Raw genomic sequence first — 15,427 nt, 5'->3', positions numbered from 1 at the left:
CATGCCGCGCATGTCGATGGTCGAAGCCATCCGGGACGCGCTGGACGTGATGATGGCGCGCGACGACACCGTCGTGGTCTTCGGCGAGGATGTCGGCTACTTCGGCGGCGTCTTCCGTTGCACCTACGGCCTTCAGCAGAAATACGGGACGTCGCGCTGCTTCGACGCGCCCGTCAGCGAGTCCGGGATCGTGGGAACGGCCGTCGGCATGGCCGCCTTCGGTCTTCGACCCTGCGTCGAGATCCAATTCGCCGATTACGTGTACCCGGCCTACGACCAGATCGTATCGGAAGCCGCGCGGCTGCGGTATCGCTCGAACGGGGAATTCACCTGCCCGCTGGTCATCCGGATGCCAACGGGCGGCGGCATCTTCGGCGGACAGACCCACAGCCAGAGTCCGGAGGCGCTCTTTACGCACGTCTCAGGGCTCAAGACGGTCGTGCCCTCAAACCCGTACGACGCCAAGGGGCTGCTGATTGCGGCCATCGAGGATCCGGATCCCGTGGTCTTCCTCGAACCGAAGCGGCTCTACAACGGCCCTTTCGACGGGCATCACGAGCGCCCCGTCACGCCCTGGTCGAAGCACGCGGCCAGCGACGTGCCGGCCGGCCACTTCGCGCTCCCGCTCGGGAAGGCCTCGGTTGTCCGTGCGGGAACTGCCGTCACGGTGCTGGCCTACGGGACGATGGTGCATGTCGCGCAGGCGGCCGCCGCGGAGACGGGCATCGATGCCGAGATCATCGATCTGCGTACGCTGGTTCCCCTCGATCTGGACACGCTGGTGGACTCTGTCGCCAAGACCGGTCGCTGCGTGATCGTCCACGAGGCCACGCTGACATCGGGGTTCGGCGCGGAACTGGCGGCCCTTATCCAGGAGACCTGCTTCTTCCACCTTGAGGCGCCGATCGCGCGGGTCGCCGGATGGGATACACCCTATCCGCACGCGCAGGAATGGGACTACTTCCCCGGGCCGAGCCGAGTGGCGCGCGCGCTGGCCGAGACGGTGGAGGCCTGACATGGGCGAGCACCTGATCACGATGCCCGATGTCGGCGAAGGCATCGCCGAAGCCGAGTTGGCCGAGTGGTTCGTGAAGGTGGGCGAGTTCGTCCACGAGGACGCCGTACTGGCCGCCGTCACCACCGACAAGGCGACCGCGGAAATCCCCTCGCCGGTGACGGGACAGGTCGTGTGGCTCGGAGCCGAGACCGGCGACGTCGTCGCTGTCGGCGCGCCCCTGATCCGTTTGGCGGTCGAGACGGAGCGCGACGCCGGCCGGCGCGACGGTGACCTGGTCGCGCACGGACACGCCGCCGCCAGCGCGGAACCGTCCGCCGTGCCGAGCGCAGATCAGCCCTCCACGACGCCCGGCCGCGATCCTGCCGCCGCCCGCAGCGAGGGCGAGAAGGCGACGGCCTCGCCGGCGGTGAGGCTTCGCGCGCGCAAGGCCGGGGTCGATCTCGCGCGTGTGCCCGGCTCAGGGCCTTCCGGCCGCGTGACCCACGAGGATCTGGACGCCTATCTGACCCGTGACGCGCGGGAGACCGGAACATCGGGCCCGATCCCGAACACATCGGTCGAGCAGATCAAAGTCACGGGTGTCCGCCGCAAGATCGCGGAGAAGATGACTCTCGCGGCCTCGCGCATTCCCCACATCACCTATGTCGAGGAGGTCGACGTCACGGCGCTCGAGGATCTCAGGGCCACGCTGAACGCGAACAGGCGCGCGGATCGACCGAAGCTGACGCTGCTCCCGTTCCTGATGCGGGCTCTGGTGAGAGCCATCGCCGACCAGCCGCACCTGAATGCGCTCTACGACGATGAAGCCGGCATTCTCCACCAGCACGGCAGCGTGCATGTCGGCGTCGCAACCCAGACTTCCGCGGGTCTCGTCGTTCCCGTCGTCCGGCATGTGGAGGCGCGGGATCTCTGGGATTGCGCCGCCGAACTAAACCGCCTCTCGGAGGCGGCCAGGGCGGGCGCAGCCACGCGACAGGAGTTGGGCGGTTCGACGATCACCGTCACCTCGCTCGGTGCCCTGGGCGGCATCGCCTCGACCCCGATCATCAACCATCCGGAGGTCGCCATCATCGGCGTCAACAGGATCGCGACGCGGCCGGTCTGGAGCGGGGCGGCGTTCATCCCGCGCAAGATGATGAACCTGTCGTCGAGCTTCGACCATCGCGTCGTCGACGGCTGGGATGCGGCTGTGTTCGTCCAGCGCATCAAGTCGCTCTTGGAAACGCCGGCTCTGATCTTCGTGGATACGTGAATCGGCACCGCATCGGGCCGTATCTCAGCCCTCACGCCCCCTCCCCGCGTGATCCCTGCTTCATGACTCGCGCCCGGGGGCTCCGCGGTCGAAGCGCGCCAGCAGTCTCTCGGCGCGGCGAAGGTGGGGAAGATCGAGCATGGCACCGGCTTGCCCGATCACGCCCGCTCCCGGCGCTCCCGCGAAGGCCGCGACAACGGCCCGTGCTTCGGCCAGGGCTGCCTCGGACGGCGAGAAGGTCGCGTTGATGATGGGGACCTGGGCCGGGTGGATGGCCAGCTTTCCGACGAAACCGTCCCGGCGCGCCGCGCGGCATTCCCGTTCAAGCGCCGCGAGGTCGCGATAGGCGAGATGAACCGTGTCGATCGCGTCTGTCTCCGCTGCGGCCGCCGCGAGCAGGGTGAGGTCGCGCGCCAGGCGATACGGACCGGTCCAGTCCCCGGTCCCGTCGCGGTTCGTCTCGGCCCCCAGATCGGCGGAGAGATCCTCCGCCCCCCAGGTGATCCCGCAGAGACGCGGATGCCCCCCGGACAGGCTCGTCAGCGCGAGGACGGCGCGGGCCGTCTCGGTGGCGATGGGCAGGACCCGCGTCGTGCCGGCAGCGATGCCGCAAGCGGCCTCGAGCCAGTGGAGTTGCGCATCGAGAGCGCGGATGTCCGCGCTCATGACGGCTTTGGGCAGAACGACGCCGTGCGGTCGCGCCGGCATCACCGCCGCGAGGTCGTCGTCCGCCAAGCCCGTTCCCAGAGCGTTCACGCGCACGAACAGCAACGGGCGCACGGCGGTGCTCCCGACCTTCTCGAGGAATGCGGCGGCATGCCGTCGCGCCGCCGGCTTCCCGCTCGCGGCGACCGAATCCTCGAGGTCGACGATGAGGGCGTCGGCGCCGGAGTCCAGCGCCTTGGCGAGCTTGTGCGGCGCGTCGCCCGGAACGAACAGCAGCGAGCGCATCGTCGTCACGCTCCGCTCACCGCGGGCCGACGCCGCATGAAGGCCTGCCTGCGGCACTCGGCAACCAGAACCTCGTCCTGCCGGTAGGCTCGGTGGATGAGATCGACGATCCCCGCATCGGGGCGGGAGCGCGAGACGCGTTTGGCCGCCACTTCGGTCGTCGCGTGGACGGTGTCGCCCTCGAAGAGCGGGGCCGGGAAACGCACCTCGGTCATGCCGAGATTGCCGATCGTGGTGCCCAGCGTCAGGTCATTGACCGAGATGCCGATCATCAGCCCGAGCGTGAACAGCGAGTTCATCAGCGGCCGGCCCCACTCGGTCTCGGTCGCGCAGAAATGCGCGTCGATATGGAGGGGCTGCGGATTGAGAGTCATGCTCGAGAACAGGATGTTGTCGGCCTGCGTCACCGTGCGGGTGAGGCGATGGGACAGCACCGCGCCCACCTCGAAATCCTCGTAATAGAGGCCGCCGCGCGGATGGGGCGTGTGGGAGAAGGAGGGACTCATTCGGATTCCTCCTGCGTCAGGGTGAACAGGCTGGCGCCCTCCGCCACCTGCTGGCCGGGCTCGGCCGTCACCGCCACGACCGCGCCGTCTGCCGGTGCGGTGAGCGCGTGCTCCATCTTCATCGCCTCGATGATGCCGAGGCGTTGGCCGCGCGCGACACGATCGCCGGGGGCGACATGGACGGCGACGATACGGCCGTGCATCGGTGCGGTGATGTCACCCGCCTGCTCCGCCTGCGCGCAGGCGGCATCCGCCGGATCGGGCGGCTGAAGGCTGATCTGGTGCCCTTCGTGCAGGACGAGAATGCCGTCCCCGGTGGGTATCGCCTCGATCGCCCGGTCTACGGTCGCGCGGGTGGGGCAGGCTTGCCCGCGGTAACGGACCTCCGGCGGGCCGCTCGCGCCGGGATCCGGCCAGATCAGGGTGACCTCGTCGCGCCGACCGTCGATCCGGAGCGGCCATGGCTGCCGGCGCGGCGCGGCGAGCTGAAAGCCGTCGGCGATATCCCACGGTGAAACCGTCCTGCCCACCGGTGACTGCTGGTCGAACCCCAGCATCGCCAGCACCCCGAGGCCGATGCAGGCCGGCTCGACGTCCGAGGGGCGTTCCGCGAGCGTGTCCCGCTGGCGCTCGATCAAAGCGGTATCATACTGACCGGTCTGGACGGCCTCGGAAGCGGTCAGGCGCCGCAGGAAGGCGAGGTTCGTCCGCGGCCCGGCGACGAGCGTTGCGTCGAGCGCCTGACGCAGGCGTGCAATGGCCACAGCGCGCGTTGGACCGTGGGCGATCAGTTTGGCGATCAGCGGGTCGTAGTGAAGGCCGACGACGTCGCCGGCACGCAGGCCCGTATCGACGCGCACGGCCTCGGGCAGGCGCAGTGCGTGAAGCCGGCCCGTCGAGGGCAGAAAGCCCGCCGCCGGATCCTCGGCATAGAGCCTCGCCTCAATCGCGTGTCCATCGATCCGCACCTCGTCCTGGCTTGCGGGAAGCGGCTCGCCGGCCGCGACCCGGAACTGCCACGCGACGAGGTCGACGCCGGTAATCGCCTCGGTGACCGGATGCTCCACTTGGAGACGGGTGTTCATCTCCATGAACCAGAAGCTCTCGGGCGTAAGCGCCTGGTCCCCGGCGGCGATGAACTCGACCGTTCCGGCGCCGACATAACCGACCGCCCGGGCGGCATTGAGCGCGGCCTGCCCCATCGCCGCGCGCACCGCCGAGGTCATGCCCGGTGCAGGCGCTTCCTCGATGACCTTCTGGTGGCGGCGCTGCAGGGAACAGTCGCGCTCGAACAGGTGGACCGCGCCGCCCTGCGCGTCGCAGAAGACCTGAACCTCGATATGGCGCGGGTTCGGCACGTACCGCTCGAGCAGGACCTGCGCATCGCCGAAGGCGCTCTCGGCCTCGCGTCGCGCACTCTCGAGCGCTTCGGTGAACGCCGCCGGCGCCGCGACGCGCCGGATCCCCTTCCCGCCCCCGCCGGCGACCGCCTTGATGAGCAATGGGTAGCCAACAGAGTCCGCCTCGGCGCGCAGGCGGTCGCTCCCTTGTTCCTCGCCCAGATAGCCGGGGACGACGGGCACGCCGGCTGCCGCCACGAGCGCCTTGGCGCGATGCTTCAGGCCCATGGCCCGGATCGCGGCAGCGGGCGGTCCGACGAAGACGATGCCGGCCTTCGCGCAGGCCTCCGCAAGGCCCGGATGCTCGGACAGGAAGCCGTATCCCGGATGGATACAATCGGCCCCGGCCCGCAATGCGGTCTCGACGATGCGGTCGATCCGCAGGTAGGAATCCGTGGCCGGCGCCGGTCCGATCGGGTAGGCTTCGTCGGCCAGAGCCACGTGCAGGGCCGTGCGGTCGGCCTCCGAGTAGACCGCGACCGTCCGCATTCCGAGGCGCCGCGCCGTGCGCAGGATTCGGCAAGCGATCTCGCCGCGATTGGCGATGAGGACGGAGGTGAGGGTCCGGGTCATCGGAGGGCACCTCACATCCGGAACAGGCCGAAGCGCGTCTCGTCGACCGGTGCGTTGAGGCAAGCCGACAGAGCCAGCCCGAGCACCCGCCGGGTCTCCTCGGGCAGGATGATGCCGTCGTCCCAGAGCCGGGCCGTGGCGTAGTAGGGCGAGCCTTCCGCCTCGAACGCCGCGCGGATCGGTTGCTTGAACACCTCCTCGTCAAGGGTGCTCCAGGTTTCGCCCGCAGCCTCGATGTTGTCGCGCCGGACGCTGGCGAGAACGCTCGCCGCCTGCTCGGCGCCCATGACGGAGATGCGCGCGTTCGGCCACGAGAACAGGAATCGGGGCGCGTAGGCGCGCCCGCACATGCCATAATTGCCGGCGCCGTAGGATCCGCCGACGAGGAGCGTCAACTTGGGGACGGCGGCGGTGGCGACCGCGGTGACGAGCTTGGCGCCGTTGCGCGCGATCCCTCCGGCCTCGGCTTCGCGCCCGACCATGAAGCCGACGATGTTCTGAAGGAAAAGTAGAGGAATGCGTCGCTGGCAGCACAGCTCTATGAAATGCGCGCCCTTCAATGCGCTCTCAGAGTAGAGGATGCCGTTATTGGCCAGGACCCCCACCGGCATCCCCCAGAGCCGCGCGAAGCCGGTGACCAGGGTCGTACCGTAGAGCCGCTTGAACTCATCGAAGTCCGACCCGTCGACGATCCGGGCGATCAGCTCTCTGGCATCGTATTGCTTGCGCAGATCGACCGGCACGATCGCGTCAAGTTCGCCCGGATCGAGGCTGGGTTCGACGGGCGGCAGGATGTCCAAGTCCGGCTGCTTGCGCGTGTTCAGGGTGCCGACGATGCGGCGCAGGATGGCAAGCGCGTGCGCGTCGTCGGCGGCCTCGTGATCGGCGACCCCGGACAGCCGGGTATGGACCTCCGCGCCGCCGAGTTCTTCGGCCGTCACGATCTCGCCGGTCGCTGCTCTCACGAGGGGTGGACCTCCGAGGAAGATCGTGCCCTGGCCGCGCACGATCACGCTCTCGTCCGACATGGCCGGCACGTAGGCGCCCCCGGCCGTGCACGAGCCCATGACGCAGCTGATCTGCGGAATGCCGGCCGCCGAGAGCCGGGCTTGGTTGTAGAAGATGCGGCCGAAATGGTCGCGGTCGGGAAAGACTTCAGCCTGCTGTGGCAGGTTAGCGCCTCCCGAATCGACGAGGTACAGGCAGGGCAGACGGTTCTCCCCCGCGATCTCCTGGGCGCGCAGATGCTTCTTCACCGTCAAGGGATAGTAGGTGCCGCCCTTGATCGTCGCGTCATTGCAGACGATCATGACCTCGCGGCCGCACACCCGGCCGATGCCGGCGATGAGGCCGGCCCCGTGGATTTCGCCGTCATAGAGTCCGTAGGCGGCCAATGTTCCGATCTCGAGGAATGGCGAGCCCGGATCGAGCAGTTGCACCACGCGGTCGCGCGGCAGCAACTTGCCGCGCGCGAGGTGCCGGCTGCGAGCCTTTTCGGAGCCACCCGCGGCGGCCGTCGCGCGGCGCGTCTTGAGAGTGCTGCGCAGATCGGCCCAGGCAGCGCGGTTCTCGGCCGCAGCCTCGGAGGTCAGGTCGGCGTTGGTGCTCAGGACCACCACGCTTCACCTCAGCCCGGGGCCCGGGCGAACAGCTGGCGCCCGATCAACATGCGACGAATCTCGCTGGTGCCCGCCCCGATCTCGTAGAGTTTGGCGTCGCGCAGCAGCCGGCCGGCCGCGTAGTCGTTGGTGTAGCCGTTGCCTCCGAGGAGCTGGATGGCATCGAGGGCGCACTGGGTCGCCCGTTCGGCCGCGAACAGGATCGCGCCTGCTGCGTCCTCGCGCGTGGTCTCACCCCGATCGCAGGCCCGCGCCACGGCGTAGACATAGGCGCGCGCCGCGTTGGCCTGCACGTAGATGTCGGCGAGCTTTCCCTGAACCAGCTGGAACGAACCGATCGGCTGGTCAAACTGGCGCCTCTGGCGGACGTAGGGCGTCACCACGTCGAGGCAGGCCCGCAGGATGCCGAGCGGACCGGCCGCCAGCACGACGCGCTCGTAGTCGAGGCCGGACATCAGCACGCCGATGCCGCCACCGACCGCCCCGAGCACGTTCTCCTCCGGTACTTCGCAATCCTCGAAGATCAGCGCCGAGGTGTCGGAACCGCGCATGCCGAGCTTGTCGAGCTTCGGCCCCGTCGAGAAACCAGGGAAGCCCCGCTCCACCAAGAAGGCGGTTATTCCGCGCGGGCCGGCCTTCAGATCAGTCTTTGCATAGACCACGAACGTCTCCGCGACGGGCCCGTTCGTGATCCACATCTTGGAGCCGTTGAGTCGAAAGCGATCACCGCGCTTCTCGGCGCGCAGGCGCATGCCCACCACGTCCGATCCCGCCTCGGCCTCGGACATGGCGAGCGCCCCAACCCGCGTTCCCGCGATCAGGGCCGGGAGATAGCGGCGCTTCTGCGCATCGGTACCGTTGCGTCGAATCTGGTTGATGCAGAGGTTCGCGTGCGCGCCGTAGGAGAGACCGACGGAGCCGGAGGCCCGCGACACCTCCTCCATGGCGACGCAATGCTCCAGATAGCCGAGGCCAAGCCCGCCGAATTCCTCCTCCACCGTTACCCCGTGCAGGCCCATGGCGCCCATCTCCGGCCAGAGGTCGCGTGGGAAGGCATTGCTGCGGTCGATCTCGTCCGCGCGCGGCGCGATCTTACCCTGGGCGAACGTGCACACGCTTTCGCGGACCGCATCGGCGACATCGCCGAGACCGAAATTGAAGTCGCGCGCGGCATCCCGGAGCATCGGCGGCCTCCCCACGGTGCAGTCCGGAACTATACGCCCAAGTTCCGCGAAAGGAGCTATCATCCTTGCACAATCGTGCGCCGACGCACCGGAATCGGCGCGTCCGCAAGGTGCCGAGGTCGACGGCCATGATCGCTGACGATGGGCTCAGTTACGTGCACGGGGCGGACACGACGCCCCTGATCGGCCGCACGATCGGGCAGATGCTCACGCGAGCCGCCGCGTTGTGGCCCGATCGGGATGCCCTGATCGCGGACGGGCGGCGGCTGAGCTGGGCCGAACTCGATGATCGCGCCACGCGTCTTGCCGCCGGCCTCCTCGCTCTCGGGCTGAATGTGGGCGATCGCATCGGGATCTGGTCGCTCAACAACGTCGCCTGGACGCTCACCCAGTTCGCCGCCGCCAAGGCGGGACTGATCCTCGTGACGATCAATCCGGCCTACCGGCTGACCGAGCTTGAGTTCGCCCTCAACAAGGTCGGATGCGCGGCGCTTGTGACCGCGACGCGTTTCAAGAGCAGCGACTTTGTGGGCATGCTGAATGCCCTGGCGCCGGAACTCGCCTCCGCGGCTCCGGGCGCTCTGCACGCTGCACGCCTGCCCGCGCTTCGGCTCGTGCTCCGGATCGGAAGCGAGGCGTCGCCTGGCATGCTTGCCCTCGACGACGTGGCGGATCTGGCGGGCACCGGGCACGGGGCGATCGCCGGGCTCGGCGAGAACCTGCACTGCGACGATCTCGCGAATATCCAGTTCACCAGCGGCACCACCGGCACGCCGAAGGGCGTGGTGCTGTCGCACCACAATATCCTCAACAACGGCTACTTCGTCGGGCGGGCGATGCGCCTGGTGCCCGACGACCGTATCTGCATCCCGGTGCCGCTCTACCACTGCTTTGGCTCGGTCATGGGCAACCTCGCGGCCCTGACATCCGGTGCGACCATGGTCTACCCGGGCGAGGGCTTCGACCCGCTCGCGACGCTGCGCTCCGTCGCCGAGACGCGCTGCACGGCGATTTACGGGGTGCCGACCATGTTCCTCGCGGAACTCGATCACCCGGATTTCGACACGTTCGACCTATCGAGCCTGCGAACCGGCATCATGGCCGGTGCACCGTGCCCCGTGCCGCTGATGCGGCGTGCCATCGAGCGGATGCACCTTTCTGAGATGACGATCTGCTATGGAATGACAGAGACCAGCCCGGTCAGCTTCCAGAGCGCCGTCGACGATCCCTTTGAGCGCCGCGTCTCCACGGTCGGACGCGTGCACCCGCATGTGGAGGTGAAGATCGTCGACGTCTCGGGGCACATCGTCCCGCGCGGAGTGACGGGCGACCTCTGCACCCGCGGCTACAGCGTCATGCGCGGCTACTGGGAGGAGGCCGAGCAAACCGCCGAAGTGCGGGACGAGGCTGGCTGGCTGCACACGGGCGACCTTGCCATCCTGGATGAAGAAGGATTCTGCCGCATCGTGGGGCGGATCAAGGACATGGTGATCCGCGGCGGCGAGAACATCTATCCACGCGAGGTCGAGGAATTCCTCTACCGTCATCCGGCTGTCCAGGATGTTCAGGTCTTCGGCGTGCCAGATCCTCGATACGGCGAGGAGGTCTGCGCCTGGATTCGGCTTCGGCCCGGCGCAAGTGCGACGGCGGAGGATCTGAAAGGCTTCTGCGAGGGCCAGATCGCTCACCAGAAGGTGCCGCGCTACATCGAGTTCGTAGATTCTTTCCCGATGACGGTCACGGGCAAAGTGCAAAAATACCTGATGCGCGAGGCGATGGTCAGAAAGATTTCCGGCGGGATGGTCGCATCAGGCGAACGAAGCGCCAACCCAGGGAAGGATGGTCCGTTGGACTGATGTTCAAGGCCGATTGTTCATGCGCGGGCAGACGGCTGTCAGAGCAAACAAGAGCCGAACCGCGGTGCGGGTCGGATCCCCATCCTGAATTGTCGAACACCCACGTCGCCGATGTCGTTCAGGTGGCATTAGCGGCGGCAACTGACGCATAGCCGAAGGTCCGCTCTTCGGGAGTGAGCTGGTACCGGCTCGTGGCGCGATCCAGCCGCACAGGCTTCGCTACCGCCTCCCGTGTGGATCGCTCCCGCATCGCACGTGGCGCATTCAGGCTCTGACGTGTTCGGAACGGAGGCGCTTCGTGCATCGGGCTCGCACCGTGCGCGAATACCTGGCCGTCCGCCGCCGAGGCATCCTGCGCCGCGAAGGGCCCGGCGAGCAGGTGCCGTGCGGCGGTTGCGCCGGGAAGGACGCGTCTATCGCCCATCAGTGGCACATCAGACTGCAGAGAGGGGAACGATCCAGGACGTCGCGCGTGACGCCGCCGAACATCCATTCGCGCAACCTGGAATGGCCGTAGGCACCCAGGACGATCAGGTCGGCATCCTGCATCAGGGCGAAGCGGAGGATCTCCGAGCCGTCGTCGTCCGCCGTGTGCAGGAGGTGGGTGGTGGCATTTGCGCCGTGGCGCTTAAGATGGTTGGCCACGTCTTCCGCGCGGGCGTGCCCGGCGTCCGCGCCAACTGTCGCGACAAAGACCTGGTCCGCATCGTGGATGAAGGGGAGCGCGGCCGATACCGCCCATCGCGCCTCCGGACCGTCCTTCCAAGCGACCACGACGCGCGCCGCCTTCAGGTTCACGGCTCTCGGCGGCACCACCAGGACGGGCCTCCCGGCCTCCATCAGGACAGGCCCAGGCAGCACGCCGAGCGGCCCCGGATCCTCGTCGCCCGGTCCCCGCCGGCTCATCACGACGAGATCCGCCGCGCAAGCCTGCTCGACGAGGTGCATGGCAGGATCGCCGAAGCATGGGCACCAGTCGGTGCGCACCTGATCGCCTGCGCTGCGCTCGAACAGCGCACGCGCCTGTTCCAGGATGCCTTGCACCTGCGCCTTGTTGCGTCCTTCCTGCTCGATGACGTCGGAGACGTCCCGCACCAAGAGGGGCGCCGGGATCTTGTGGGCGGCTGCGCCCGTGAGGGTCGCGTCGAATCGCCGAGCGAGGCCGGCGGCGAGCCGTATTCGGTCCGGCGCCGCCTCGCCGAGGTCGACGGCCACAAGGATGTTCGCGTAGCCCATAACGACCTCCCTCGTGCACCACTTGCAACCGACGGAGCCTGACCTCGGTGGAATTGTCCGCCTTGATCCGCCGCAAGCCGCCGGTGGGCTGCCCGCGGTCTAGCGTCTCCCGCCGGGTTGGCTTCGGCTTGAGATGGATCAAGGCCCCGCGCCCGTAGCGACGACAGTGTGGAACGGTTCACCGTTCCACGTCGGGAGGAGGCCCCATGTCGTATGCCAGCATCATGGTTGCGGTCGATGACGGGCTGCACGCCACGGAGCGGGTGCGCCTCGCTGCGGAACTCGCGCACCGGCTCGGCGCGCGCCTCGTCGGCGTGGCCGCCTGCACGCCGGAATATCCGCAGGGCTTCGGGGAGACCGTCGTCCCCGCCGGCTACGGCATCGAGGAAATCCGCCAGGCCGCCCTCACCAAGCTTGCGGACGTCGAGCAGGCGTTCCGCAACACCTCGTGCCTGAACGACCGCATCGAGTGGCGATCCGACCTCGACCATCCGGTGCGATTTCTGGAGCGGCAGGCGCGGGCGGCGGACCTCGTCGTGGTCGGACGTTACGCGAAACACGAGGGCGCGTCGCCGGGCATGGCGGTCGAACTCGGGGACGCGCTGATGGGACTCGGCCGCCCGGTTCTGGTGGTCCCGCCCGGCGTCGAGCACTTGGAGGCGAAACGCATCGTCATCGGTTGGAAGAACACCCCGCAAACCCGCCGGGCCATTTCGGACGCCCTGCCGCTGCTTGAGCGCGCGGAAGCGGTCCAAGTGCTGCGGGTGGCCGATGATGGCGATCGGTCCGAGATCGAGGATGTCGCCCGGTATCTCTCGCTACACGGGGTGAACGCGAGCGCGCGCCAAGTGGTGCCCTCGGGCCGGACCGCCGCCGAGGAACTGCAGAAGGCTGCTATCGAGGCCGATGCGGACTTGGTTGTGGCCGGCGCCTACGGCTACAGCCGCCTGCGCGAGTGGTTCTTCGGCGGGGTCACGCGCGATCTGTTGGCCAGCTCGTCCGCCTGCTGCCTGATGAGCCACTGACCCAAGCGCGGGTTGATGGCCGCCCCCGGCGCTCCCGTCGACCCTGCGCCAGACTTCCCGCCCCCCTCACCCGCGCGCCCGCCGGAGCCGCGGCGGGACCCGCCTCCCGAGCCCTTGGGAATGCCAGCCTCGGGACTGGACGACGTGCCCCTGGGGAACGAGCCGCTCGGCATCCCGGGCGCGATGCCGCACCGAATCGTGCCCTGACGGGCCGCGCACTCATCTGGCGCTGGACTGAACCTTCTGGTTCGTGAACGGCATGTTGGACGGGGTCTGGATACGTATGAACGAGACGCCGCCGGCCGTGTGGCAGGCGTTGCACGCGGCCGTCAGATCGGAGAAGGCGGACTGAAAACCGGATTCGTCCTTCTGCCTGACCGCATCTTTCATGCGGACGATGACTCGGCCGGCGCTCGTCACGAGTTCGACCGGAATCTCCCTGTACAGCATGGCCGCGGCGGTCAGGTCGTCCGCGATGTGATTGAGTTCGAAATCGGCCAGGGCCCAGTCCTGCGCCCGTCCCGCAAACCAGATCTTGGCGTGCCGGGCCTGTACCAGCAGCATGATGTTCCCGAGGCTCAACTGGGACCAGTTGGGCGACGATGCCGAGGGCGGCTGCGCGAACGGAGATGGCTGGCTCTCGGCGACAGTGCAGAGGACGACGCTACAGAGAAAAGCGGCGGTGGCTCGCTTCATGACGACCGTTCTCCGTGGGCAAGGAAGAGGCAGGGCTGGCGGTGCGGATTGGATTGCGAGCATCGAGGTGGAGGTAGTTCGGGCTGAACTGCGAGGCGCGCTGCAGGGTGGGCAGGTCCAGGAGGGTCAGCCAGCGGCTCCTCAAGGCGATCAGGTCCCGGGCGCGCAGCGCCTTCAGGCAGCGGCTGACGTGCACGTCCGTCAATCCCATCGCGTCGGCCAGATCGGACTGGCGCAGCGGCAACCCGAAGCCATGGTTTCGCGTCAGCCCGACGGCCTGCAGCCGGTAGAACAGCTCGCAGAACAGATGGCCGAGCCGCGCAACCGCCCCGCGCCGAGCGATGTTGACCGTCCATTCGCGCTGGACGGAGGCGGCGGCCAGCATCTCCCACCACAGCGCCTGACCGACATGGGGATAGTAGCCGACAAGAATGTCCAAGCGGTCACGGGGAATTGCCGCGAAGGTGACCGGCGTGAACGTGCCGATGGAGTGGTCCATCTCACGCAGCACGTTCACGTGGGTGTCGCACAAGTCGCCGGGCAGGAGGATGGCGGTGATCTGCCGGCTGCCGTCCGCGAACTGTTTGTAGCGGCAGGCCCAACCATCGAGGATGACCCGCAAAGGGCCGTGTGGCTCACCTTCGTGCACGATGTCCTCGTGCGCGCCAACCTGCCACCGCCGCGCCGTAACCTCATGCAGCGCCACGCAGTCGGCGCCCGACAGCGACGTGAACTGTTGCAGCTTGGCGATGAGGGAGTGTGGCAGCGCGGCCTCGGCGTCTATGGGCCTTTCCGTCAACGTCACTCTACCGAGTGAGGGAGTTGGAAAGCTCATCGTCGGGCTGACCCAGCGCTGATGAATGCAGTGTGGCCTTCTTAATCTCAGTTAAGATATCGGAACATTGAGGTGGATCAAAAAACCGTCGGCCACGCTCGCATGACCTGACAGCATTTTGGACCGGCCCGCGTGAAAGACGGCCGCACGGCCGCTGTCATGAGTGGCCGGGCAGGCCGGATCCGGAAAGGTGACGGGCGCGGGCGGCCGATCGCCCAGCGGCGAATGCGGTCGGACGCGGGCTGCGGCTACTGAGACGAGCAGGACGGGAGCCTCGGCCGCAGCCCGGGCTCCCGCTCATCGGAACGGTCCCGGTGAGCATGCGGCGATCTTCGCGCCACGGCCACGCCATGGGCGGGCGCGACGTGCTGATCGATCCCGCGACGACCGTCCTTCACCGAGCCGAAGGATCGTTCGACGCCATGGTTGACTCCGACAAGGACACAATCAAGGACGCGCCCACATTCAAGTACGACACATTGGGCACGTGATTATCCCGCGGCGGGGACTGGCGCATCGAACCACGGATCCTCGCCGCGCTCCGACCGCCCCTCCGTGACGGGTTCAGGCGGGTGCCGCAGCAACAGTCAAGCTCCGGCCCGCGTTCAGAGTGTCGGGGTGTGCCTGACATGCGTCAGTGAAAACCGCATGCTGTTGCAAACCACTTGCCCGACGATAAGACTTGAGCCCTACTCAGCATGGTTGAACAGAAGATTCAAGCTAGCTGAAAGATTAGCGCTTATGCTCATGGACATCATCAAGCTCGGTGCCCGCGCCAGGGCCGTCGGTCGTCCGCGGGATGCTTGTCCGTACCCGGGTGACTCCCGCGAACGCCGGGCCTGGTTCGAGGGGTACGATGGTTCCTCTTGGGAGATGGCGTCCCGGATGCCTCATCCGGCGCGTCTGTTGCCGGGCATGGCAGCGATCGACACGGGCGACGGCGCTGCGGTTTCATCCGCGCCCCAGGCTTCCGCCTGAGCGCAGCGTCCGCATACGGCCAGAGCAGATCCGGCGATAGCGACCTCTTGCAGCGGACCTTGGTTTCGACGCGTCTGACCGTCGTCGGTGCTTTCCCCGACGGGCCCGAGGCAGCCGTGGTGGCATTCCCTCTCCCCGACGTTCCGGTCGCCGCGATGCCGTGGTCCGGCTGCGCGTCGGCCATACTCCTCGAGGCCAGGGGGGTTCGGGAGGCCGGCACCATGCGACGGAGATCCCTGGGCTACACTGATGGACCGATCCCTCGGCCGCCTCGAGCGGGTCGTGCCCCGTCCGGTGA

At 68.0% G+C, this 15,427-nt stretch carries 14 protein-coding genes; 6 read left to right on the top strand and 8 right to left on the bottom strand.

All coding sequences use genetic code 11. The annotated features are described in order from the left end of the window. The first annotated feature begins 1 nt into the window (after position 1). A complete protein-coding gene (locus ACYCO6_RS03380; protein ID WP_459769288.1) occupies positions 2-1,015 on the top strand; it encodes an alpha-ketoacid dehydrogenase subunit beta in 1,014 nt (337 codons plus the stop codon). Position 1,016: 1 nt separating this feature from the next. Beyond that, positions 1,017-2,270 carry a dihydrolipoamide acetyltransferase family protein gene (locus ACYCO6_RS03375; protein ID WP_459769286.1) on the top strand — a complete coding sequence of 418 codons (1,254 nt, stop codon included), beginning with the start codon at positions 1,017-1,019 and terminating at the stop codon, positions 2,268-2,270. 60 nt (positions 2,271-2,330) lie between these two features. Here the strand turns inward: ACYCO6_RS03375 and ACYCO6_RS03370 are convergent, their stop codons facing one another. From ACYCO6_RS03370 to ACYCO6_RS03350, 5 genes are read right to left on the bottom strand one after another with little or no spacing between them, the layout of a single operon-like run. Next, positions 2,331-3,221 (bottom strand): HpcH/HpaI aldolase/citrate lyase family protein, encoded by an 891-nt coding sequence (locus ACYCO6_RS03370; RefSeq protein WP_459773414.1) that lies wholly within the window; start codon positions 3,219-3,221, stop codon positions 2,331-2,333. 5 nt (positions 3,222-3,226) lie between these two features. Continuing rightward, the gene (locus ACYCO6_RS03365; RefSeq protein ID WP_459769284.1) at positions 3,227-3,727 is read right to left on the bottom strand and encodes a MaoC family dehydratase; all 501 of its coding nucleotides are present in this window, start codon (positions 3,725-3,727) and stop codon (positions 3,227-3,229) included. Next, positions 3,724-5,700, bottom strand: a complete 1,977-nt coding sequence (locus tag ACYCO6_RS03360; RefSeq protein WP_459769282.1) for an acetyl/propionyl/methylcrotonyl-CoA carboxylase subunit alpha — start codon at positions 5,698-5,700, stop codon at positions 3,724-3,726. Before ACYCO6_RS03360 ends, ACYCO6_RS03365 begins: the two co-directional genes overlap by 4 nt. 11 nt (positions 5,701-5,711) lie before the next feature. Further along, the gene (locus tag ACYCO6_RS03355; RefSeq protein WP_459769281.1) at positions 5,712-7,319 is read right to left on the bottom strand and encodes a carboxyl transferase domain-containing protein; all 1,608 of its coding nucleotides are present in this window, start codon (positions 7,317-7,319) and stop codon (positions 5,712-5,714) included. 8 nt (positions 7,320-7,327) lie between these two features. Then, the gene (locus ACYCO6_RS03350; protein ID WP_459769279.1) at positions 7,328-8,503 is read right to left on the bottom strand and encodes an isovaleryl-CoA dehydrogenase; all 1,176 of its coding nucleotides are present in this window, start codon (positions 8,501-8,503) and stop codon (positions 7,328-7,330) included. 128 nt (positions 8,504-8,631) lie between these two features. Here ACYCO6_RS03350 and ACYCO6_RS03345 point away from each other — a divergent pair, with 128 nt between their 5' ends. Continuing rightward, positions 8,632-10,359 carry an AMP-binding protein gene (locus ACYCO6_RS03345; RefSeq protein ID WP_459769277.1) on the top strand — a complete coding sequence of 576 codons (1,728 nt, stop codon included), beginning with the start codon at positions 8,632-8,634 and terminating at the stop codon, positions 10,357-10,359. A gap of 423 nt (positions 10,360-10,782) precedes the next feature. Here the strand turns inward: ACYCO6_RS03345 and ACYCO6_RS03340 are convergent, their stop codons facing one another. Further along, positions 10,783-11,595: a universal stress protein gene (locus ACYCO6_RS03340; RefSeq protein WP_459769275.1), complete on the bottom strand. Its 813-nt coding sequence runs from the start codon at positions 11,593-11,595 to the stop codon at positions 10,783-10,785. A gap of 206 nt (positions 11,596-11,801) precedes the next feature. Here ACYCO6_RS03340 and ACYCO6_RS03335 point away from each other — a divergent pair, with 206 nt between their 5' ends. Further along, positions 11,802-12,620 carry a universal stress protein gene (locus ACYCO6_RS03335; protein WP_459769274.1) on the top strand — a complete coding sequence of 273 codons (819 nt, stop codon included), beginning with the start codon at positions 11,802-11,804 and terminating at the stop codon, positions 12,618-12,620. A 219-nt stretch (positions 12,621-12,839) separates the two neighbouring features. Here ACYCO6_RS03335 and ACYCO6_RS03330 read toward each other — a convergent pair whose 3' ends face one another. Both ACYCO6_RS03330 and ACYCO6_RS03325 read right to left on the bottom strand, forming a co-directional pair. Further along, positions 12,840-13,316, bottom strand: a complete 477-nt coding sequence (locus tag ACYCO6_RS03330) for a hypothetical protein (RefSeq protein WP_459769272.1) — start codon at positions 13,314-13,316, stop codon at positions 12,840-12,842. Next, positions 13,285-14,115 (bottom strand): Crp/Fnr family transcriptional regulator, encoded by an 831-nt coding sequence (locus tag ACYCO6_RS03325; RefSeq protein ID WP_459769270.1) that lies wholly within the window; start codon positions 14,113-14,115, stop codon positions 13,285-13,287. Before ACYCO6_RS03325 ends, ACYCO6_RS03330 begins: the two co-directional genes overlap by 32 nt. Before the next feature lie 350 nt (positions 14,116-14,465). On the opposite strand from ACYCO6_RS03325, the gene ACYCO6_RS03320 reads away from it, so the two are divergent. Together ACYCO6_RS03320 and ACYCO6_RS03315 are read left to right on the top strand one after the other, a co-directional pair. Continuing rightward, positions 14,466-14,642, top strand: a complete 177-nt coding sequence (locus ACYCO6_RS03320) for a hypothetical protein (RefSeq protein WP_459769268.1) — start codon at positions 14,466-14,468, stop codon at positions 14,640-14,642. A gap of 157 nt (positions 14,643-14,799) precedes the next feature. Further along, complete coding sequence (locus ACYCO6_RS03315) at positions 14,800-15,129, top strand: ribosome modulation factor (RefSeq protein WP_459769267.1); 330 nt, start codon at positions 14,800-14,802, stop codon at positions 15,127-15,129. Positions 15,130-15,427 lie beyond the last annotated feature (298 nt).

It is taken from the genome of Methylobacterium sp. CM6257, from assembly GCF_054611515.1.
This window is presented reverse-complemented; position numbering and strand designations above follow the sequence as displayed.